Source organism: Streptomyces sp. NPDC050422, from assembly GCF_044458665.1.
GTDB lineage: Bacteria > Actinomycetota > Actinomycetes > Streptomycetales > Streptomycetaceae > Streptomyces.
In genome coordinates this window covers 242,741-262,270 of record NZ_JBITIE010000007.1, presented here as the reverse complement: position 1 = coordinate 262,270, position 19,530 = coordinate 242,741, and the positions used below count along the sequence as shown (strand labels likewise).

Sequence of the window (19,530 nt, the reverse complement as noted above, 5' to 3'; positions counted from 1 at the left end):
CCGGGGCTGTTGGCCCAGTTGCGGAACCCGCCGGGTGGCCGGGACGCCCGGATCATGCTCCTCGCCCTGGCTGTGGACCGCACCGGCTCGGGCCTGTGGGCCGCCTCCTCGGTCCTCTACCTCACCTTCGTCACGCACCTGAGCCCCCAGCAGATCGGCGTACTGCTGGGGGCGGCCGGCGTCGCGGGCATCGTCGGATCACCCCTGGCCGGACGCCTGGCCGGACGCTTCCCGGTCCGCCCGTTGCTCATCGGCTGCCACCTGCTTCGGTTGGTGACCCTGGCGCTCGTGCTGCTGTGCACAGGCTTCGAGGCGCTGCTTCCGGTCATCGCCGTCACCTACCTGGCGGACCGCTCGGCGAAGACGCTGGAGATGCTGTTCGCCACCCGTGCGGCCGGTGAACGCCGCGCCGCCTACCAGGCGTTGTCCCGCAGCGCGGCCAACGCCGGATACGGCGTCGGCGCCGGACTGGCGGCCATCGGGCTGGCCATCGGCACCACGGACGCCTACCGCGCCATGATCCTCGCCAACGCGCTGTCCTTCGTCGTCGCCGCACTCCTGGTCCGCCGCACCGGCGAGCCGCGCGACACGGTGACGGTGGAAGTGGCGAAGAGCGAGGCGCCCGGCACCACCCCGGCGGCCGCCCGCGAGCCCGGCCGGCCGAAGAGCCCGTGGCGGGACCGCGGTTACCTCCGCTTCGTCCTCCTCGACATCCCGATGAACCTCGACGACTCGGTCCTCGGCGTCGGCCTGCCGCTGTGGCTGGTGAGCAGTACGTCCGCGCCGCACGCCCTCGTACCGGCCGTCCTGGTCATCAACACCGTGCTGGTCGTCACCCTCCAACTGACCATCTCCAACAGGGCGGAGGGCCCGCACCGGGTGCTGCGGACGGTCTCCCTGTACGGAGTCCTGATGTTCGCGTGCTGCGCCCTGCTCGCAGCCGCCACCCGGTGCGGGACCTGGACCGCCGCGGTGGTCCTGCTCGCGGCGGCGGTGCTGGTCACCCTGGCGGAGCTGATGCGCTCGGTCAGCTCGTGGGAGCTGGCCGTCCTGCTCGCACCGCCCGACGCGCGGGCCGCGTACCTGGGAGTGGCGGGCATGTCCCAGTCCATCCAGAAGTCCGCCGGGCCGCCGCTGCTGACCGGGGTGGTGATGGCGGCCGGACCGGCGGGCTGGCTGGTGCTCGGGACGGTCGTCGCGGGTCTCGCGTACGTACAGCAGCGCTCCTGCGCGCAGCGGTTGCGCGCCCTTGCGTCACCCGCCCCTGAGCGTGCGGAGGCGACCGCCTAGCCCTCCAGGAACACCGGATTGGTGAGCGCCACGAGGGCTCCGGGCAGGCCCGGGACCGTGGCGGGGTGGCGGACCTCGGCGCGCACATACGCGGCGTAGGCGGGCGTCGTCCGCCACTGCGCCGACCCCGTGCCGGACTCCGGGAGCGTGGCCGTGAACAGAGTGCCCTGGTCGGTGACGAAGTGTGCGGTGCAGCCGGGCGCCCCGGTGACCTCCAGCCGTACGGTGACCGGGGTGTCGTCCCCGGCGACCCGCAGCCGCTCGCCGATCCCGGCATGCTGCCCGCGCCCGCCCGAGGCGCCGAAGGCCAGGCTGACGGCCGACGACTCGGCGATGTAGGAGCGCCCGGCCCGGATACCGGCCAGGACCGCGTCGCGCGACAGCTCCTCGGCGAGCACGACGGTCTGCGGGAGCCCGACCTTGTCCGGCTCCCGGTGGGCGTCACTGTTGCCCATGGCGGGAACCCACCCACGGGATGAACGAGCCGCCGACACCAGCGAGTTGTCCCACTCGGCGAGGGCGATCTCGTCCTCCGGCGTGTACGCCCCGTTCCACACCTCCACCGCGTCCGCCTCGCCGAAGCCGAACTTCCAGTGGCAGCCGATGCAGGTGGCGTGCGGATGGGCGGGCACGACGAGTCCACCGGCCCGGCGCACGGCCCCGGCGTAGTGCCCGAGCCGGTTGTCCCGGGCCCGGTAGCGCCAGTCCACCCAGGTCCCCGGCTCGGTGCCGAGGGCGAGCACGTGGCCGTTACGGGTGGTGACCTCCTCGCCCGTGAGGACGAGCAGGTCGTCGCCCCAAAGCCCGCCCCAAGCGCCGTGTGCGGACGTGGTGTTGTGCTCACTGCTGTTGATGAAGTCGAGCCCGGCCGCGCGCGCCGCGGCGGCGACCTCGGCCGGCGTCCGTTTGCCGTCCGAGTGCACGGAGTGCAGATGGCAGTCCCCGCGGTACCAGGCGCGCCCGCGCCCCTTCGCACGCTCCGGCGGGTAGACCGGCTCCGGCGTGGACCCGGCCGGACCGAGGCGCAGGGTGACCGTCACCTCGTACGGCAGCCCCTCGGGCGCGACGGTGTACGGCCCCAGGGCGATGTGCCAGGTCCCGGCGCGCACCGGCCCCGCGAGATAGCCGGGTGTCGCCGCGTCGGCCCGGATGAAGAAGCTGCTGCGCGCCCCGCCGGACCACCCACGGAACCCCGGCCCGCCCAGCTCCGTACCGCGCTCGTCGAAGACACCGATGTCGAGGGCGTTGCCCTGCGTACCGGCCGGGACGGGCGGCCTCTCGTACGCGTACGAGACCGCGATCTCGGCGACCCCGCGCGGTACCTCGACCGGCAGGTAGACGTAGTCGGGCGACCCGGTGGGCAGGACGCCGCGCACGGTCCGGGCCCTGGTCGCGCCCTCCGGGGAGTCTGCTTCCGGGGCGTCTGCGGCGTCGGCGAAGCTCACGGTCCCCAACGTTAGGGCGGAAGCGGCCGTGGTGACGAGGAGGCCGCGCCTGGCGATCGGGCGGTGCGCGGGATGCGGTGCGGGCATGGGAGGGCTCCCGGGGCGTCGTGGTCCGAGACGGGCTTCCGTCCGTACCCGACACCGTGAACGGGGCCCATGAACGCCGGGTGAACGAGGGGCGAGGCGGACGAATCAGCATGAGGTGAAGGGGAGTTAAGGCATCCACGCACGCCCCCGGGCCGAACCCCGGACACCGCTGACCGACCCCGGGAACGAGCCCCCGGAGGCCCGCTCTAGTCTGTGCCGACGCGTCCGCGCCGGACCCGGCGCGGGGGCGAGGAGGAGGGGACATGCGAAGACATGTGCTGTGGGGCGCGGTGGCCACTTCGGTGGTCATGACCGTGCTGGGGGCGTCATCGGCGCACGCCGAGGGACGGGGCGACATTCGTGTCGTCAAGGGGGTGACCAATAACGGGAAAAGCGTCATCGTCGGCATCAGCGGATTGGTGACGTTCCCGGTCAAGCTGACAGTCAAGGACAACTCGGGCGTCAAGGGGGTGGGAGATATCGACGCGGGCAGCACCCACAGCGCCTACGGTGCTCCGATCGAGACGGTCGGGGTCACCTGCAAGAAGCTGAGCAGCACCACCTCGGACTGCACGGCGACGATGCGCATCGATCCCAGCTGGTTCCCCTGGTACAGCGAGCGCAACGCCAACGACGCGGCCGGTGACTGGGGCGTCTACGGCATCGTCAACGCCAACGACGGCGACTACTGGATCTACGACGCGCTCGCCCCGTTCAAGTTCAAGCGTGCGGCGACGCTGACGGCGTCCGCGACCCGCCCCAGCCGGTTCGACACCACCAAGCAGGTCAAGGTCACCGGCGCGCTGGCCCGGGCCGACTGGGAGGCGCTGAGGTACCGGGGTTACGGCGGCCAGAGCCTGAAGCTGCAGTTCAGGAAGGCCGGCGCCGCCTCGTACACGACGGTGAAGACGGTGAAGACCAACAGCGCGGGCCAGGTCAGTACGACGGTAACCGCACCCGGATCGGGCAGTTGGCGCTGGTTCTACCAGGGCACGAACACCACCATGCAGATCGCGTCTGCGGGCGACACGGTGTCCCTGGTGGCACCCACCATGCGCTCCGCTGCGGCGCGGCGCGTGATGCACTCCCTCCCGGCACAGTGAGGGACCGCGCCACTCGCCGCCCGACCGGGGTGGCGAGTGGCGCGGCGTCTATGAGTTGCGCCGTGCGCGGGCGACGAGCACGAACGCGATGATGCCGACCACGAGCACGGCGAGGACGATGCCCACGATCAGCCCGCCGCCGAACCCGCCGGAGCTGTGCTTCCGCCGCTTCTTGCTCCTGCTCTTACTTTTGCTCTTGTTCTTGCTCTTGTACGCGTGAGCGGCCTCGCGCACGCCGGTGTGGACGGCTGCCGCCCCCTCCACGTGTCCCGCGCCCTGTACCGACGCGGTACGGGAGGCAGCGGATGCGGGCGCGGGCGCGGCGGCGGATGCCGCGACGGGTGCGCCGCCGACGAGCACGCCCGTCAGGAACAGAGCGGTGAGAGCGGTGCGGGTGCGCGTACGGATCATGGTGAAAGACCTCCCCCGAAGTCGCCGAAGCCTCGGCATTGCGCACCGTACGGCATACGTTTGAGCCGCCACCAGACAACGACGGAGGTGTTCTCGTATGCGGATCGCCACAACGATCTTCCTCACCGACGAAACGATCACACCGGTGCGGCTCGCGCACCAGCTTGAGCAGCGGGGATTCGCCGGGCTCTATCTTCCGGAGCACACGCACATCCCGGTGAGCAGGGAAACTCTTTACCCGGCGGGCGGCGACCTGCCGCCCGAGTACGGCCGCACCCTGGACCCGTTCGTCGCCCTCGCGCAGGCTGCCGCGGTGACCGAACGGCTGGATCTGGGCACCGGAATCACGCTGATCACCCAGCACGACCCGATCGATCTGGCCAAACAGATCGCCACCCTCGATCACCTCTCCGGCGGCCGTTTCACCCTGGGCCTCGGCTTCGGCTGGAACGTGGAGGAAGCGGCGGACCACGGCGTGGACTGGTCGACGCGCCGGGAGCTCGGCCGTGACCGGATGGCGCTGATGCGCGCGCTGTGGTCAGCCGAACCGACGGCGTACGACGGCGAGTTCGGCTCGGTCCGGGCGAGCCACGCCTACCCGAAGCCGGTCCAGGAGCCACGCGGTCCGGTGGTCGGCCCGCGCACTCTGATCGGCGGCGGGGCGGGCCCGAAGCTGTTCGCGCACATCGCGGAGTACGCGGACGGCTGGATGCCGATCGGCGGCCGGGGCCTCACGGAGTCCGTGCCCAAGCTCCGTACCGTCTGGGAGGCGGCGGGCCGCGACCCGAAGGACCTCCAGGTCATCCCGTACGCGGTCCTGCCGAGCCCGGGCAAGCTGGCGCACTACGCGGACCTGGGCATCGAGGAGATCGTCCTCCAACTGCCCCCCGCTGCCGAACCGGAGGTCCTGCGGACGCTGGACGCGTTCGCCGAGTACCTCTGAGAGCCGAGTGCCTCTAGGGCACCGGCTGCCCGACCGCGGCGATCAGTTCGTACATCGTCGCGGCAGGCAGCGCCGGGTTCGCGGCGGCCCGGTGGGCGAGCTCGGGGGCGTCGAGGAGCGCCACGATGCGGTCCTGCGGCAGGCGCGGGTGGCGTGCCGCATCCTCGCGGACCTGCGGGTCGGGGTCGCGGGTGAGCCGGTCGGCGGTCTCCGCCGGGATCGCCGGGTCGAGCAGGGCCAGCCGCCGGACCGCCGGATCCTCGGCGCCGGCGAACCGGGCGAGCCCGGCGCGGGGGAAGTTGCCGTGACGGGTCACATGCCACCGGTCGCGCCCGGTGTGCTCCAGGAAGCAGCGGAGCAGCAGCGCGGCCGGGGCGTCCGGATGGTTCTGGCCGAGCAGGACCCTTACGCCGAGGTCGGAGTCGTCCGCGAGGAGCGCGACCAGGTCGGCGGGGAGATGCGGCTCGTCGGCGGCCCGCCGACGCAGGAGCGGGTGTGCGGACAGCGCTTGGGCGCGGACGATCTCCAGGTCGGGCACCGACTCCGGGTCGTACACCGGCCAGAGGCAGTACGCCTCGTCCTGCTCCACCTCGTAGTCGATCGCGGCCCGTTCCGCCTCACTCAGCGCCGGATGCACGGAGAGTGCGAGCCGCACCCCCGGGTCGGGGTCCACGGCGAGCGCTCGGCGCTCGGCGGGCCCCAGGTCGGGCCGGGCGGCGACCTGGGCACGCACCTCGGGGTCCGGGTGGGCGGCCAGCAGGGCCACGGTCTCCGGCGGCGTGCTGTCGTTGAAGGCGATCAGCCACGCGTTCTGCGACAGCGCCTCCGCCACGACATCCGGGGCGAGTGCTCCGTACATCAACAGGTGAGTACGCGCATGGCAGTGGTGCGCGGGAAGGTCCTCCCGCACCGCGTCCGGGTCGCGGAGCCGTTCGTAATAGTGTCTGGTCGCGTCGGCCGCCTTCCGTACCCCTGGGTCCGGGTCGGCCAGCAGGGCGTCCCGTACGTCGGGTGTCAGGGACTCCCAGGAGAGGCGGCCGATCCCCATGCAGCGGACCTTCGCCGAGGGGTGAGTGGTCATCGCACGCTGCAGACCGGGTGAGATCAGCCGGTTGAGCTCCCACAGGTTGTCGCTCTCGTACGTCTCGATGATCCGTACGACGGTCCGGTCCGGCAACGGCCGGGGCGCGCACACATCGTCGGCGGCCCGGGGCTCCCGGGCCAGACGCCCTCGTACGCGATACTCCGGATCGTCCACCAGCCGTGCCCGCTGCTCCGGATCCGCGTACGGGTTCTCGGCGAAGAAGCCGCGGGTCCTCCAGTCCGGGTGGGCCACGACCGCGTCCACCACGGGCCCGGGCAGCACCCGGTCCCGGCACAGCGCCACCCGTACGGCTGCAAACTCGAGCGCGAGCAGCCGCAGCAGGACGTCGACGGGTGCGGCCGGGTTGAGTGCCAGACCGGTCAGCCGGCGTTCGTCCGGACCGGCCGATCCGGGTATCTGTTCAGGGGCCACGGCGGAATGGTCGCACGGCCGTGCGGTCACCCGGCCTCCCCGTCCGGGAACGAGCTCCGCCCCCCGTTCCCGTCGCCGGCTTGCGCTTTACGTTGCGTCAACTCCTACGGTCGTGTGTGTGGCCGGAGGAACCGGCCCGGTGAAGGGAGTCGCGGCCATGGCCTGGTCGATCGCGGAGGTGGCGCGGATGTCCGGGGTGACGTCCCGGACGCTGCGGCACTACGACGAGATCGGCCTGCTGCCGCCTGCGGGTTTCGGGAGCAACGGGCACCGCTCCTACGAAGAGGCCGGACTGCTGCGACTGCAGCGGATCCTGCTGATGCGGGAGCTGGGCCTGGGGCTGCGTGAGATCCGCCGCGTCCTGGACGAGCGCACCGACCCGGTGAGCGCGCTGAGGGAGCACCACAGGCGGCTGCGCGAGGAGCGTGACCGACTGGACACGCTCGTCCGCACGGTCGAGCGGACCATCACCGAACTGGAGGAAGGAAAGGACGGCAACACCATGGCGAAGATCAACAGGCCGGAGAACCTGTTCGAGGGCCTTGAGCACACGGCGGAGGACGACGCCGAGGTGCGCGAGCGATGGCCCGAGGCGTGGGAGGAGGCCCGCGGGGCCAAGGACACGATGACTGATGCGGACCAGGAGGCGTGGCAGCTCGAGGCCACCGCGCAGATGATCCGCTTCGCGGAGTTCATGGTGGCGGGCACCCCGGCCGACGACCCCGCCGTGCAGGCGGAGACGGAAGCGCACTACCAAGGCATCTGCCGGTTCTGGACCCCGAACGCGGAGGCCTACCGGGGCCTGGGCCGGACGTACGTCGAAGACCCCCGTATGCGGGCCAACTTCGACCGGATCGCCGACGGCCTGGCCGCGTACCAGCGCGACGCGATGGAGGCGTACGCCGAGGCCCGCCTGAGCTGACCGGCGGACCGGGGATCGTCGAATCCGTACGACCGGAGGGCTGCAGACCTCCCGACGTCCTACTTGGCCCGGGCCCCGATCCGCGGTCGCAGTTGTCGCTGTGCGACGTGGGCCGCATCCGTACGGGATCAGCCGGGAGCCTCCTGAGAGCATGGCTCCATGAGCAAGATCGTGAACTACAGCATGGCGAGCCGCGGAAGAATCGCACGCTTTCTTCCCGGACAGAGTCTGAGTGCCGACGATGTGCGGTGGTTGGACCGCATGCGGGGGGCGGCGCGAGCACGCCAGGAGGATCTGGATGATCAGGACGTGGACTGGGGGCTTCCGGTGCAGGAGGCTCTGGAGCACCTCGTCTCGGGGCGTGCCGACTCCACGGCTGAATGGGCCGGAAACGCCTACTACTCGGCTCTCCAGATCGTCATCGACCACAACGGCAGTGACATGTCCACTCTGGCGAGCTACCGGAGCCCCATCACTGTCTTCACCGCTCTGGACGACGTACTGAGTGCGGCGGGCGTTGCGGCGGATCTGCTGCCCAGCCAGTACATCTACAGCGGCCCGCCGTCCGAGATCACGTTCCCGATTCCCCGGCCCGTGGAGGGCTCACCGGAGATCGGGTGCTGGCCGATGGAGAAGGCCGGGCCTGCGATTCAGGCCTACCGCGAGGTGCTGGACCGGATCGATGCCGACATCAGGTACGACCTGTCGGAGCTGATCGAGGCTCTCGACGGGTGGCACTCGGACTGGGCCACCCACGTGGGCGCCGGGTTGCGGGCCGAGGACGCCGCGATCTTCTTCTCCGTCGTCGGCTGAGCGGGGGCAGTCATCGCGGCGGGATGCGTGCGGAAGGTTCAGCCCTTCCGCAGGTGCGGTGCGAGTGCTGTCATCCACGACGCGCGTACGGCGTTCCACTCCGTGCCGCATCCCTTCGCCCGCTCGGCGGGCAGAGCATCGGGGCTCACCAAGTCCCGGTGGCGGCCGGGAGCGGCGCCGTAGACGTAGCAGCGGTGGTTGACCGCACGCCGACCGTCCGAGGAGTGCTCGTCGGGCTCGTCGTCGACGTCCTCGTTCGTGACGTCGGACAGGTACCAGGCCTCGGCGGCCGCGAGCAGCTGCTGTTCGCCGGTGACGCTCCTGCGCAGCAGCATCAGGGCGGCGAACTGGTCGGCGAAGTCCTCTTCCCGGCCGTGCACGCGCAGTTCGAGAGTGTCCACGAGGGCGTGCGCCGTTTCGTGGAACAGTGTTTCCCGCATGACGGCCACCACGTTGTCGTCCGCCCGCTGGGGTTCGGCCCGCTCGGGTTCGGCCCGCCGGAAAAGCTCCCGGGTTTCGGAGACTTCGTCGTAACAGATCTCCACGTGAGTGAGCTCGGGATCGTAGGAGGATCCTTCGCCGTCACACGAGACCACGCCGACGGATATCCGCTGGTCCACCTCGACCAGAGCAGCAACCGCCGACGCGGCCTCCTCCACGACCTTCCGCCTGCGCAGGAACGCGGCATCGTCACGGTCGGAGCCCGCCGGCGTCTCGTACCGGATGGTGATGCCCGAGTCCTCCACATCGGGACGGGGGCCGCCGGTTTCCTGACAGCCGGACACTGCGGCGACCGCTACCAGGACCACCCCGCCAAGACCGGCGCAGAGCCGGCCCCCCGGCCTCATCACCCCACCCGCTTCCCCTCAACGCGACGTTGCCACCATCCTGCCCGCTGTGGATACGGCCCTCAACACCAAGACGCTGCCCGGCCCACGGCTTCAGGCTGACGGAGCGCTGCGCCTCTCACTCCCGCAGTCGTCGCACCTGCCTGGTTCGGACGCCCTGAACCCGCGGTCGCAGTCGTCGCAGTTCTGCATGGGTACGGCCCGATAGGCGGCGGGCAGGGAGCGCCCGGACGGCAGGGAGACGGTGAGGCGATGCCTCAGCAACTGCGCCGGGAACCGCACGGGCCGGGGCAGATCCTCGGTGAGCGCCTTGCGTACGGCGGCGGGCGAGGCGTCCCGCTCGAACCAGGCGGCGACACCAGGGGTGAGGAAGTCGATCTGCTCCTCGGTGAGGACGAGTTCGCGGTCCTGGTTCTGTAGCCCGACGAGGAGGAGCGCTGCGGCGTGGAGGAGTTGCGGCCGGGGATTGAGCGGCTGCGGAAGCGGGGGGCGCGGGGGCTTCTTGGCGGTGGGCGCGGGCACGCGGGGGAGGGGGGCGGGTTCTGCGGGCCGCGACGGAGGCGGGGGCGGTGCGGGGGTGGGCTTCGGCGAGGGGGCCGGGGTCGGGCGGGGCTTGCGGGGCTTGACCGTCTGCGTCTGTGCCTTGTCGAGGGCGGCGGGGTCCGGGTGGTTGTACGACACCGTGCGCGTGTACACCTTGCCCTCCGGCGAACGCACCCGGGTGCGCTTCAAGTACCCGTGCTCCTCCAGCTCCCGCAGGGCCTCGGCGATGCGGTGCTCGCTGTCGGCGGGCAGGCGGGCGGCGAGGGCTTTGATGCCGACCTTGGCGCCGGGCGGCAGCGACTGGATGTGGAGGGCGAGACCCCTGGCGGCAAGCGAGAGTTCGGGGTGCTGGCTGAGGTGATTGCCCACGACGGTGAAGCGCTCCGTGTGGCGGACGTTGACATGCTCGACGCCAGAGGGCGGGGCGTAAGGGCGCGCGATAACCTGCGAGGTAGCCATCAGGAAGTTGTCTCTTCCGTGTTGGTCAGGCCCCCGCTCGGGATTGTCGTCCCGGCGGGGGCCGTCAGCTGTCTGAAGTTTGGTGCGGCGAGCATATGCCACGCAACCGGGTGCAGATCCAGCCCAGTTCGCGAACCTCACTCGTGCGGGTGACGAGGACGCCGGGCGGGTTGGGTGGGTATTTAGTTCTCTTCCAAGAGCCCTTAAAAGCTTTTACGTCGCGGGAAACCGGGACGCGGGAATCCACGACGCGGAGACCGGATCGTGGATTCCCGCGACCCGGTGGCGTGCGATCCGATCCGGGTCGTCGCTGGGCTTCCGACTGGAGGGTGGAGCCGTGGTGGCGGTGGGAAGTTGAGAGTGAATTGGGCGTCGCAGATGCGGCCGGGGGCGTGTGAATGCGCCCACATCGCTCTCAACTCCGGGTCAGCCCCGGGAGGCGTACGCGACGAAAGTGGACCAGGCGGCGGGGGCCACGTCCACGTGGGGGCCGGGGATGTTCTTGGAGTCGCGGATGTGGATGGTGGCGGGGGAGGCGGCTACCTCGATGCAGTTGCCGCCTTCGCCGGTGCTGTAGCTGGACTTGCGCCAGTCATAGGCGACCTCGATGCAGTTGCCGCCCTCACCGTCGCTGTAGCTGCTCTTGAACCAGCGCAGTTGCTCGGTGTTCATCGCTCTCCCAGCATCTTCTCGATCAGCGTCAGGGACTCCCTCGGGGTGAGAGGCTGCGCTCGGATGATCCCATAGCGCTCCGCGAACACGCTGACTTCATCCGGGTCGGTGACCAACCTGGGGTAGCCCTGCACCTCCATGTATGCGACCTGCTGCCGTCCTCTGGGGGTCAGCAGGGTGAAGGAGCCACCCAGGCTCGGGTGTTCTTCGCAGTCGGTGAGCATCACCTGCAACTGAACTGTCCGCATGAGACCAACCTGCTGAATCCGCTTCAACTGTTGCCGCTGAACATTTCGCCCCCCGATGGGTCGTTGTAAGGCCGACTCCTCGAGTACGTAGCTGAAGGTGGGGGCAGGCCATCGTTCGAAGATCTGCTGGCGCGCAATCCTGTCGGCCACCCGCTTCTCGATCGTGGCCTCGTCCAAAAGTGGACGCCGCTGCGTGAAGACGGCACGGGCATAGTCCTCAGTCTGAAGCAGCCCAGGTACTGCCTGATTGCTGTACTCGTGGAGGACCACTGCCTCCGCCTCGGTTCGCGCGTAGTCCCGAAACCAAGCCGGATGCCGAGTCCGCGCCCGCGCCAACGCCTCCCGCACCTCATCCGCCGCCGCCACCAGCACCCCGCCCGCGTCGAGAACCCGGTCCACGCGCTCAAGGAAATCCGGCTGAGGCGTCCGCACCCCCCGCTCCACCGCCGACACCAGGTCCTCCCCGCAATGCGCCGCGAGTCCCAGATCCCGCTGGCTCATGCCCGCACGTTCGCGCAGGAACTTGATCTGTTTGCCCAGCGCCCTGAACAGCTGCGCCGTACCGTCCGACTCGGCCGGCCGCTCCGGCCGTTCTTCGCGTTCCGCGTTCGCCATCTGCCCCGTACCGCCTCTGTCCGTCCGGTCACGGCCCGACACGCCCGTACAGCCGGCAGGGAGGACCCGTACAGCTTCACGGCGTCGTGGTGTCACTCCTGGTCAGCGTACGGTTACGCGGCCACGCTGAGTCACATGAACGTCGAAATCACCCTTGCGGGCGCCGAGTTCGTCCAGCGCTTCAGCTCCACCCACCGTGGTGCCCGGCTCGCGCGCCGGTTGGCCGTGCACCGGCTGTACGAGTGGGGAGTGCCGTACGGGAGTGAGCTGTCCGACGACGTGGCGGTGATCGTGGCCGAGCTGGCGACGAACGCGGTGGTGCACGGGTGCGTGCCGGGGCGCGACTTCGAGCTGCGGCTGACGGCGGGCGCGGGCGGGCTCCGGATCGAGGTGTCGGACGCGCGGAGGGAACGGCGGCCCGAACTGTGCGCAGAGGCGATCGACGCGGAGGCGGGGCGCGGTCTCCGTCTCGTCGAGGCGCTGGCGGCGAAGTGGGGCGTGGCCGAGCGGGTGGTCGGGAAGACGGTGTGGGCGGACGTTGCAATCGGGAACCAGTGCGGCGAGTTTGCGCGTCCAGGAGCTTGACGTGAACATTTCTTGACTTAGGGGGCCCAGTGCAGCAGTCGACGGGGAGCCGGATCGTGGTGCGGGCAGCAGGGGCGCTGCTGGCCGTGGCGTTCGCGGCGGGTTGTTCGGCGAGTGTGGGATCGAAGGAAGTGAAGAAGGACGAGGTCGCGAAGCAGGCGTCGGCGGCCCTGGGCAAGCAGGTCGGCCGGGAGCCCGACGACGTCACCTGCGAGGACGACCTCAAGGCCGAGGTGGGCGCGACCGTACGCTGCGAGCTCACCGCGGACGGCAAGAAGTACGGCATGACGGTCACCGCGAAGTCGGTCGACGGCAAGACGGTCAACATGGACTTCAAGGTCGACGGCTCGGCGGGTGCCGGCAGCTCCGCGGACCCGACGCCCACCGATGCGGCGAGCACCGGTACTGACACCGGCGCCGGTGGTCAGTCGGTGAGCAGGGCGGAGGTCGCCCGCCAGGGCAAGGCCGCGCTGACCGCGCAGGTCGGCAAGGCGCCCGACGCCTTCTCCTGCCCCGCGGACCTTCCGGCGAAGGTGGGTGCCACCATCCGCTGCCAGCTGGCGTCGGAGGGCAAGCTGTACGGCGTGACGGTGACCGCGAAGTCGGTCGTGGGCGGCAAGGTCAGCATGGACTTCAAGGTCGACAACACCGCGACCGGCTGAGCCCTTCCACCGCGCCTGCGTCATACTGAGCCGCCGGAACACAGGGGGCGTGCAGCGCATGGGGTACGGGGCGGACGGTGTGAGCCTGCCGGAGAGTGTCGGCGGGTACGCCGTGGAGCGGGAGTTGGGCGCCGGCGGGATGGGCGTCGTCTATCTGGCGCGTTCGCGCGGCGGGCGTGCGGTGGCTGTGAAGGTGGCGCGCTCGGAGCTGGCGACCGACCCGCACTTCCGGGAGCGGTTCCGCGCCGAGGTCGAGGCCGCACGCAGCGTGGGCGGCTTCCATACGGCACCGGTGGTGGACGCGGACCCGGCAGCGGCGGCGCCCTGGCTGGCCACGGCGTACATCCCCGGGCCCACGCTCGGCGCGCTGATCGAGGCCGAGGGGCCGATGGGTGAGGTGCGGCTACGGCAGCTGGGCGCGGCGCTCGCCGAGGCGCTGGGGGCGATCCACGGCTGCGGGCTGGTGCACCGCGACCTGAAGCCCGGGAACATCATCATGGCCTCGGACGGGCCGAGGGTCCTGGACTTCGGCATCGCGCGGGCGCTCGAGTCGACGCGTCTGACGGCCACCGGGGTGGCCTTCGGGACACCGGGGTTCCTGGCGCCCGAGCAGGCGCAGGGGCAGGAGGTCGGCGGGGCTGCCGACGTGTTCGCGCTCGGCGCCGTGCTCGTCGCGGCGGCGGGCGGGGCCGCGTTCGGGGCGGGCACGCCGATGGGCCTGATGTACCGGTCGGTGCACGAGGCCCCGGATCTGGCCGTGGTGCCGGACGGTCTGCGGCCGATCGTGGCGTCGTGCCTGGCGAAGGAGCCCGGTGAACGCCCGACGCCCGGGCGTCTGTTGGACCTGTTCGTGCCGGGTGGTGCGACGTACACCCCGACGTACGCCCCGACGCCGGCGGTACCGCCACTGCCTTCCTACGCCCCGGCCGGGCCCGTCCCATTCCACCAGGCGCCCACCGGATTCGGTCCGCCGAATTACCAGGAGCCCGACACCGGGGCCGACCTCGACTTCATGGCGGTCAGCTCGGACAGCTTTCTCCTGATCGACGCGGTGGGGGTCGAGCTCGGAACGCCTGCCGGTGACGTGCGGTTCACCTGGGCGGATATCAGTACCGTCGAGTACGCGGCCCTGAGCCCGAAACACCTCGGGGTGACGGTTCGCCTCCGCAACGGCGCCGCCTACCCGTGCGTGCTCGCGGCCCGCAAACGGGCCCGGCTCCGGGAGTGGCTGCAGGACCTGCCGCTGATCCTGGAGTGCTTCAGGTAGTCCCGAGGACTTCGGGACCACCTGAAGTACTCCCGAGGGCCTCGGCCACGTAGCGCATGTGCGCGGGAGCGCAGCCGTTCACTCCGGCTGCCACATCGGGAGGGGCACCCGTCCGATGCTGCGGCCCTCCCGGTCCAGGAGGTGGCCGACCCGCTTGTAGGTGCGCACGGTCACGCTCCGGGAGATCGCGACCGTGCCGGGAGCGCGGGCCTCGATCTCCGTCTCGTACGCGTGGATCTCGTTCAGGTCGTGGACCCAGAACGTCGCCACCAGGTTGTGCACGCTGAGCACTTGGATGCTGACCCGGCAGTTGGGCAGGCCGGCCACGTACCGGCCGGCGTCCTCCAGGTGGCTCGCGGGGACGTTGAGGATCAGGCTCGCCTCTCGGGTCGGCCGGCCCACGGACGTCGCGAACTCGCAGCGCAGGACGAGGTACCCGGATGCCAGATGCTGCTCGACCCGCCTGCGTGCGGTCTGCGGGGAGATGGCACAGAGCGCGCCCAGCTCTGCCCAGCTGAGACGGCCGTCGCCGCCGAGTGCATCGAGCAGTGTCGAGTCGACCGCGTCGAAGGCTGTCCTGCGGCGGTGCGCCGACAGGGAGGCGACGGCCACGGACCGGGACTGCTGCTGGTCGAGGACACCGCTGCGCCATGAGGAACTCTGCCGGTGCACCCGGGTGACGTACGCGGTCTCCGTGCGGGTGACGCCCGGGAGCCCGGAGAGCCGCTCGGAAATGATCTGGTCCAGGCTCTCGTGCGTACGCGTGAAGCAGTCGACGCGGAAGTCGTGTCCCCCGGTGACGCGTGCGACCGTGGCCGCGGCCGGCTCCGCGCACAGCCGTTCGGCGAGTTCGGCGTGGTATCTGGGCGCGGCGGAGAGGAAGACGTGGGCGGCGGTCCCGTCGTCGGCGAACCGGGGGCCGGGCATGGTCGCGATCCAGGCGAGACGCTCCCGCGTGAGCCGTTCCCAGTGACGTGCCGCGGTGGCACCCGAGATGCCGAGGGCCGCGCCGATGCGGGACCACTCGCCGCGGGGACTGATCTGCAGCGCGTTGATGATCGCGAGATCCAGCTCCGACAAGATGGCTGATTCTTGCATCTCTCTGTTCCCCATGGCTGTTCTCGTTGGATTCCTGGATTCCTATGGGCGGCAACCTAGCTTGGCACTCCTTCTACCGCAGCCGGATGAGTGAGAGTGGAGAGTGAGGACGCGATGGGGACAGAAACCCGGGCCGACGCACCACTGCCGATCAGCCGAAGCATCGGCACCGTCATCGTGGCGATGGCCCTGATCGAGGCTCTCAGCGGCATCACACAGGGCTACATCAACCCGCTTCTGCCAGCGCTGGGCCCCGTGCTGTCGATCAACGACGCGACGATCAACGGGATCTTCCTGCTGTCGCAGCTCGGCTTCGCCGTGCTGACACCGATCATCTCGAAGCTCGGCGATTCCTGGGGGTACCGCCCGGTTCTGCGCGCGAACATCGTGCTGGTGACGGTCGGGGTCGTCCTGATGGCCGTGCACCCCAGGCTGTGGACCGTCATGACCGGCGTCGTCCTGCTCACCAGCGTCGTCGGGTTCATCCCGCTCATGATGGGCATCGTGCGCCTGGCCGGACCACGCCATACGCGTACCGGAGTCAGCGCGATGATCGCGGTGCTGATGGCCACCGTCGGGCTCGGCGGTCTGCTCGCCGGACTGGTGGGCAGGGACACGCCCACCCACGGGTTCTGGGTCGCCGTTCCCTTCGCCGTCGTCGCCCTCGTCCTCGTCCGGCTCGTGCCCGACGTCGACGCCCGCACCCACGAACCGATCGCCGTCGTCCCCCTGCTGACCTGTTCGCTCGGGCTCATCGGGTCCGTCACGGCCATCTCGATGGGCTCGGACTGGGGCTGGGCGGATCCGCGCACCGTCGCGGCGGGCGTGGGCGGGCTGCTGCTGCTCGTGGTCTGGGTCCGGTGGGACACCACGCGGCAGCGCACCTTCGTCGACCTGTCGATGTTCAAGTTGCCGCAGGTGCGCGTGGTGTCGGGCGCTACGTTCTTTTTCGGCTTCGCCTCGATCAGCTACATCAGCACCAACGCCCTCTTCCTCTTCTCCCACTCCGAAGAGGCCGGCTACGGGTTCGGTCTCAGCTCGCTGCAGATCGCCTCCCTGTTCCTCGTCGTGTCCGCGACGTCCTTCGCCGCCTCGCTGCTCACCACCCGGCTGATGCGCAAGCTCGGCGAGCGCTCCGCCCTGGCCGGCTCCGGACTGGTGCTGTGCGGGGCATTCGCCACGATGGCCCTGCTCCACCGCTCACTGCCCGGGTACTGCGTCGGGCTCGCGCTCTTCGGCGTCGGCCTCGGCCTTTACCAGGCCTCCACGCGCGCCCTTTCGGTCGAAGGCGTGGCTCCCGGACTGACCGCCACCGCTGCCGGGATCAACGAGCTGGCGTTGTCCATAGGCATCGCGGTCGGCGCCGCCGTCGTCAAACTGCTGTCGTCGGCCTTCCTGTCCGACGGCCACATCACCTCGCGCGGACTGGTCGCGATCTGGATGACACTGGCGGCGGGTGCGCTGGTCGCCTCCCTGATCGGTCTGCGCTACGTACGGCCCGCGGCCGTCGACCCGGACGAGGTGATCGCGTGACACGCCTCGCCGGTGTGCCGGAAGGCATCGTCGACCGGGTCTCCGCCCTCATCGACGAGCACCGTGAACCGCTCGTCGCCCTGAGCCACGCCCTGCACGCCGACCCCGAGCTCGGTGGCGAGGAGGTCCGCGCGGCACAGCGCGTCAGCGCCCTGCTGAGCGGGGCCGGCTTCGAGCGGGAGCCGACACCGGCGGACCTTCCCACCGCGTTCTGCTTCCGGAAGGGCGACGCGCCCATGGTGGTGGCCATCTGCGTCGAGTACGACGCGCTGCCGGGGATGGGCCATGCGTGCGGGCACAACGTGAACGCCGCCGCCGCGGTCGGCGCGGCCCTCGCCCTCGGCCCTCTCGCCGAGACGCTGGACGTGAGCGTCAAGGTCCTGGGCACCCCTGCGGAGGAGACCTTCGGAGGCAAGGCCAGTCTGATCGACAGCGGCCACTTCGACGACGTGGCACTGGCGATGATGGCCCACGCGTCGAACCACGACGCCGTCGGCGGGCGCTCGCTCGCCCTGTGCCGGTGGGACGTCACCTTCACCGGGGCTCCCGCCCACGCCGCAGCGGCGCCGGACCGCGGCGTCAACGCGCTCGACGCCCTCGTGATCGCGCAGACGGCCATCGCGCTGGCCCGGCAACAGCTCCCTCCGGGGTCCGTCGTCTCGACGATCACGACCGAAGGCGGCAGCGCGGTCAACGTGATACCCGAGCGGGCCCGGGCGGCGTTCGAGATGCGGTCCCCGTCCATCGACGGCCTCCGGGTGATCCAGCGACGCGTGCGCGCCTGTCTGGAGGCGGGCGCCCTCGCGACCGGTTGCACCATGGCGCTGACCCGGGTCGGCAACGACTTCGCCGACCTCCGCCAGGACACCTCGCTGGCCACGTCCTACCGGCACGCGATGGCCGTTCGCGGCCGCACCGTCGAGATGTCCGACGCCGCGGTCGCGTCGACCGACATGGGCAACGTGTCCCATGTCGTCCCGGCCATCCATCCGCTTCTCGGGTACGAGGTGGGCGACGCGACGCCGCACACCGCCGCGTTCGCGGACCACGGCACGTCGCCGTCCGCGGACGCGGCGATCCTCGACGGCGCGTTCGGCCTGGCCCTGACGGCGGCACGGGCCGCGCTGGACCCGGCGGAGCGCGCCCGGCTGACCCGTGATGCGGCCGACCGGGCAGGGAAGGGGGAGCGACGGTAGCGCGCCTGGCCTACCGGTTCACCGGCCGGCCGAGTCCGGTGTGCGCTGCGGTGCGCCCAGTACCCACGCTGTGAAGGCCTCGACGCCGTCCACGACCGCCTCGGAGCGGGCGGAGTGGTAGATGTCGAACGAGTGCTGACCACCCGGCAGTTCGGCGTACACCACCGCGTTGTCCGAGGTTCGGCGCAGTTGAGCGGCGAAGTCCCGGGCGCCCTCGACGGTCCCCAGCGCGTCCTTGGTGCCGTGGGCGATGAGGAACGGGGGTGCGCCGGCGTGGATGTATCCCTGCGGCTGCGGCGGGGGCGGCGGCTCATCCGGCGCGGTGCCGAAGTAGTGGCCGTAGAAGCCGTAGAAACAGATCGCCGCGGTGACCGAGGTGTCGACCGACTCGAATCCGGGCTGGAACGTCGGGTCGTTCGGCGTGAGCGCACACAGTCCCGCGATGTTGGACCCGGCGGAGCTGCCCGCGACGAACAGCTTCGACGGGTCACCGCCGTACTCGGAGCCGTGCTCACGGACCCAGGCGATGACCTTCTTGGCGTCGATCTGATGGCCGGGGAAGGTGGTCTGGGGGCGGAGCCGGTAGTTGGCGCTGATGCACATCCAGCCCTGGGAGGCGAGCTGGTACAGCAGGGGGCGCGCTTCGCGGTTCTTCGCACCGCTGGTGTAGTGGCCGCCGTGGAAGTAGACGAGGACCGGCGCGTCCGGCGGTGTGTCGCGGTGGCGGTAGACGTCGAGGAGATTCCGGCGTCCCGCGTCCCCGTAGCTGATGTTCGGGATCCGCTTCACACCACGCCGCCGCATGAAGCCCACCAGCAGCACTATGCGGAGCCACGGCCGATGGCGGCGCAGCGGCACATGCACACGATCCCGCCAGCCGGTGCCCAGCCCCTCGTCGAGAGCCCGCGTGACGGCCTGGTCCGTGCGCAGCCCACCCCACGCCGACACGGCCAGGCCCGCGGTGACGACCGCGGCCACTGCGACCGTCGCCTTGGCGACCGTCGAACCCAGATCGTCCTGGGCGGCGGCCAGGGCCGTGGAGGCGATCGCGACGAGGATGCCGAGGAACGGCACCTCGTTGAGGACCATGCCGAACAAGAAGCTCAGCTTCGCGAGTGGTTGGGGTCGGCGGGGTGCGACCACGGAGAAGAACGTGCACCAGGCGAGGATCGATATCGTCACCACGTACCCCATCGGTACCGCCACGCCGACTTCCCCCGTCACGTCGATTCGAACGCGCGCCGCTCGGCCCGTGTCCCGCCGCCCGCAGCGCG

General features: G+C 70.7%; 19 protein-coding genes. 10 read left to right on the top strand and 9 right to left on the bottom strand.

Annotated elements, in window-relative coordinates; all coding sequences use genetic code 11:
- Positions 1-54 precede the first annotated feature (54 nt).
- Positions 55-1,290, top strand: coding sequence for an MFS transporter (locus tag ACIBJG_RS12915; protein ID WP_399307520.1), 1,236 nt, complete (start codon positions 55-57; stop codon positions 1,288-1,290).
- Here the strand turns inward: ACIBJG_RS12915 and ACIBJG_RS12910 are convergent.
- Positions 1,287-2,822, bottom strand: coding sequence for a CehA/McbA family metallohydrolase (locus tag ACIBJG_RS12910; protein WP_399307519.1), 1,536 nt, complete (start codon positions 2,820-2,822; stop codon positions 1,287-1,289). The two genes, ACIBJG_RS12915 and ACIBJG_RS12910, sit on opposite strands and share 4 nt — an antisense overlap.
- Positions 2,823-3,085: 263 nt before the next feature.
- On the opposite strand from ACIBJG_RS12910, the gene ACIBJG_RS12905 reads away from it, so the two are divergent.
- On the top strand, positions 3,086-3,925 hold the full coding sequence (locus tag ACIBJG_RS12905) for a hypothetical protein (protein ID WP_399307518.1): 840 nt from the start codon (positions 3,086-3,088) through the stop codon (positions 3,923-3,925).
- Positions 3,926-3,973: 48 nt separating this feature from the next.
- Here the strand turns inward: ACIBJG_RS12905 and ACIBJG_RS12900 are convergent, their stop codons facing one another.
- Positions 3,974-4,336, bottom strand: coding sequence for a hypothetical protein (locus ACIBJG_RS12900; RefSeq protein ID WP_399307517.1), 363 nt, complete (start codon positions 4,334-4,336; stop codon positions 3,974-3,976).
- A gap of 97 nt (positions 4,337-4,433) precedes the next feature.
- Between ACIBJG_RS12900 and ACIBJG_RS12895 the strand changes: the two genes are divergently transcribed.
- Complete coding sequence (locus ACIBJG_RS12895; protein ID WP_399307516.1) at positions 4,434-5,279, top strand: LLM class F420-dependent oxidoreductase; 846 nt, start codon at positions 4,434-4,436, stop codon at positions 5,277-5,279.
- 13 nt (positions 5,280-5,292) lie between these two features.
- On the opposite strand, the gene ACIBJG_RS12890 is transcribed toward ACIBJG_RS12895, so the two are convergent.
- The gene (locus ACIBJG_RS12890) at positions 5,293-6,795 is read right to left on the bottom strand and encodes a hypothetical protein (protein WP_399307515.1); all 1,503 of its coding nucleotides are present in this window, start codon (positions 6,793-6,795) and stop codon (positions 5,293-5,295) included.
- A 157-nt stretch (positions 6,796-6,952) separates the two neighbouring features.
- Here ACIBJG_RS12890 and ACIBJG_RS12885 point away from each other — a divergent pair, with 157 nt between their 5' ends.
- Positions 6,953-7,717, top strand: coding sequence for a MerR family transcriptional regulator (locus tag ACIBJG_RS12885; protein WP_399307647.1), 765 nt, complete (start codon positions 6,953-6,955; stop codon positions 7,715-7,717).
- Positions 7,718-7,876: 159 nt separating this feature from the next.
- On the top strand, positions 7,877-8,530 hold the full coding sequence (locus ACIBJG_RS12880) for a hypothetical protein (RefSeq protein WP_399307514.1): 654 nt from the start codon (positions 7,877-7,879) through the stop codon (positions 8,528-8,530).
- A gap of 38 nt (positions 8,531-8,568) precedes the next feature.
- Here ACIBJG_RS12880 and ACIBJG_RS12875 read toward each other — a convergent pair whose 3' ends face one another.
- The 4 genes from ACIBJG_RS12875 to ACIBJG_RS12860 form a co-directional block, all read right to left on the bottom strand.
- A complete protein-coding gene (locus ACIBJG_RS12875) occupies positions 8,569-9,378 on the bottom strand; it encodes a DUF4344 domain-containing metallopeptidase (RefSeq protein WP_399307513.1) in 810 nt (269 codons plus the stop codon).
- A gap of 93 nt (positions 9,379-9,471) precedes the next feature.
- Positions 9,472-10,380, bottom strand: coding sequence for a helix-turn-helix domain-containing protein (locus tag ACIBJG_RS12870; RefSeq protein WP_399307512.1), 909 nt, complete (start codon positions 10,378-10,380; stop codon positions 9,472-9,474).
- Positions 10,381-10,806: 426 nt separating this feature from the next.
- A complete protein-coding gene (locus ACIBJG_RS12865; RefSeq protein WP_399307511.1) occupies positions 10,807-11,052 on the bottom strand; it encodes a DUF397 domain-containing protein in 246 nt (81 codons plus the stop codon).
- Positions 11,049-11,915, bottom strand: coding sequence for a Scr1 family TA system antitoxin-like transcriptional regulator (locus ACIBJG_RS12860; protein ID WP_399307510.1), 867 nt, complete (start codon positions 11,913-11,915; stop codon positions 11,049-11,051). The genes ACIBJG_RS12865 and ACIBJG_RS12860 overlap by 4 nt, the downstream gene beginning before the upstream one ends.
- A 135-nt stretch (positions 11,916-12,050) precedes the next feature.
- On the opposite strand from ACIBJG_RS12860, the gene ACIBJG_RS12855 reads away from it, so the two are divergent.
- Genes ACIBJG_RS12855 through ACIBJG_RS12845 form a run of 3 tightly spaced genes read left to right on the top strand, consistent with a single transcriptional unit; the run spans position 12,051 to position 14,429 of the window.
- Positions 12,051-12,500 carry an ATP-binding protein gene (locus ACIBJG_RS12855; RefSeq protein ID WP_399307509.1) on the top strand — a complete coding sequence of 150 codons (450 nt, stop codon included), beginning with the start codon at positions 12,051-12,053 and terminating at the stop codon, positions 12,498-12,500.
- Positions 12,501-12,529: 29 nt separating this feature from the next.
- Positions 12,530-13,162 carry a DUF4333 domain-containing protein gene (locus ACIBJG_RS12850; RefSeq protein WP_399307508.1) on the top strand — a complete coding sequence of 211 codons (633 nt, stop codon included), beginning with the start codon at positions 12,530-12,532 and terminating at the stop codon, positions 13,160-13,162.
- A gap of 58 nt (positions 13,163-13,220) precedes the next feature.
- Positions 13,221-14,429 (top strand): serine/threonine-protein kinase, encoded by a 1,209-nt coding sequence (locus ACIBJG_RS12845; RefSeq protein WP_399307646.1) that lies wholly within the window; start codon positions 13,221-13,223, stop codon positions 14,427-14,429.
- Between the two features lie 78 nt (positions 14,430-14,507).
- Here the strand turns inward: ACIBJG_RS12845 and ACIBJG_RS12840 are convergent, their stop codons facing one another.
- Positions 14,508-15,509 (bottom strand): Lrp/AsnC family transcriptional regulator, encoded by a 1,002-nt coding sequence (locus tag ACIBJG_RS12840; protein ID WP_399307507.1) that lies wholly within the window; start codon positions 15,507-15,509, stop codon positions 14,508-14,510.
- A gap of 132 nt (positions 15,510-15,641) precedes the next feature.
- Between ACIBJG_RS12840 and ACIBJG_RS12835 the strand changes: the two genes are divergently transcribed.
- Together ACIBJG_RS12835 and ACIBJG_RS12830 are read left to right on the top strand one after the other, a co-directional pair.
- The gene (locus tag ACIBJG_RS12835) at positions 15,642-17,060 is read left to right on the top strand and encodes an MFS transporter (RefSeq protein WP_399307506.1); all 1,419 of its coding nucleotides are present in this window, start codon (positions 15,642-15,644) and stop codon (positions 17,058-17,060) included.
- Positions 17,057-18,256, top strand: coding sequence for an amidohydrolase (locus tag ACIBJG_RS12830; RefSeq protein ID WP_399307505.1), 1,200 nt, complete (start codon positions 17,057-17,059; stop codon positions 18,254-18,256). The genes ACIBJG_RS12835 and ACIBJG_RS12830 overlap by 4 nt, the downstream gene beginning before the upstream one ends.
- 18 nt (positions 18,257-18,274) lie before the next feature.
- Here the strand turns inward: ACIBJG_RS12830 and ACIBJG_RS12825 are convergent, their stop codons facing one another.
- Positions 18,275-19,438: an alpha/beta hydrolase gene (locus tag ACIBJG_RS12825; RefSeq protein ID WP_399307504.1), complete on the bottom strand. Its 1,164-nt coding sequence runs from the start codon at positions 19,436-19,438 to the stop codon at positions 18,275-18,277.
- Positions 19,439-19,530: the final 92 nt, after the last annotated feature.

What these genes read in the sequence shown, in the direction of transcription:
- ACIBJG_RS12915 (WP_399307520.1), top strand. Translation starts at nt 55, where the DNA reads ATGCTCCTCGCCCTGGCTGTGGACCGCACCGGCTCGGGCCTGTGGGCC.
- ACIBJG_RS12845 (WP_399307646.1), top strand. Translation starts at nt 13,221, where the DNA reads ATGGGGTACGGGGCGGACGGTGTGAGCCTGCCGGAGAGTGTCGGCGGG.
- ACIBJG_RS12875 (WP_399307513.1), bottom strand. Translation starts at nt 9,378, where the DNA reads ATGAGGCCGGGGGGCCGGCTCTGCGCCGGTCTTGGCGGGGTGGTCCTG.
- ACIBJG_RS12855 (WP_399307509.1), top strand. Translation starts at nt 12,051, where the DNA reads ATGAACGTCGAAATCACCCTTGCGGGCGCCGAGTTCGTCCAGCGCTTC.
- ACIBJG_RS12885 (WP_399307647.1), top strand. Translation starts at nt 6,953, where the DNA reads ATGGCCTGGTCGATCGCGGAGGTGGCGCGGATGTCCGGGGTGACGTCC.
- ACIBJG_RS12865 (WP_399307511.1), bottom strand. Translation starts at nt 11,052, where the DNA reads ATGAACACCGAGCAACTGCGCTGGTTCAAGAGCAGCTACAGCGACGGT.
- ACIBJG_RS12860 (WP_399307510.1), bottom strand. Translation starts at nt 11,915, where the DNA reads ATGGCGAACGCGGAACGCGAAGAACGGCCGGAGCGGCCGGCCGAGTCG.
- ACIBJG_RS12870 (WP_399307512.1), bottom strand. Translation starts at nt 10,380, where the DNA reads ATGGCTACCTCGCAGGTTATCGCGCGCCCTTACGCCCCGCCCTCTGGC.
- ACIBJG_RS12900 (WP_399307517.1), bottom strand. Translation starts at nt 4,336, where the DNA reads ATGATCCGTACGCGCACCCGCACCGCTCTCACCGCTCTGTTCCTGACG.
- ACIBJG_RS12905 (WP_399307518.1), top strand. Translation starts at nt 3,086, where the DNA reads ATGCGAAGACATGTGCTGTGGGGCGCGGTGGCCACTTCGGTGGTCATG.
- ACIBJG_RS12835 (WP_399307506.1), top strand. Translation starts at nt 15,642, where the DNA reads ATGGGGACAGAAACCCGGGCCGACGCACCACTGCCGATCAGCCGAAGC.
- ACIBJG_RS12895 (WP_399307516.1), top strand. Translation starts at nt 4,434, where the DNA reads ATGCGGATCGCCACAACGATCTTCCTCACCGACGAAACGATCACACCG.
- ACIBJG_RS12910 (WP_399307519.1), bottom strand. Translation starts at nt 2,822, where the DNA reads ATGCCCGCACCGCATCCCGCGCACCGCCCGATCGCCAGGCGCGGCCTC.
- ACIBJG_RS12880 (WP_399307514.1), top strand. Translation starts at nt 7,877, where the DNA reads ATGAGCAAGATCGTGAACTACAGCATGGCGAGCCGCGGAAGAATCGCA.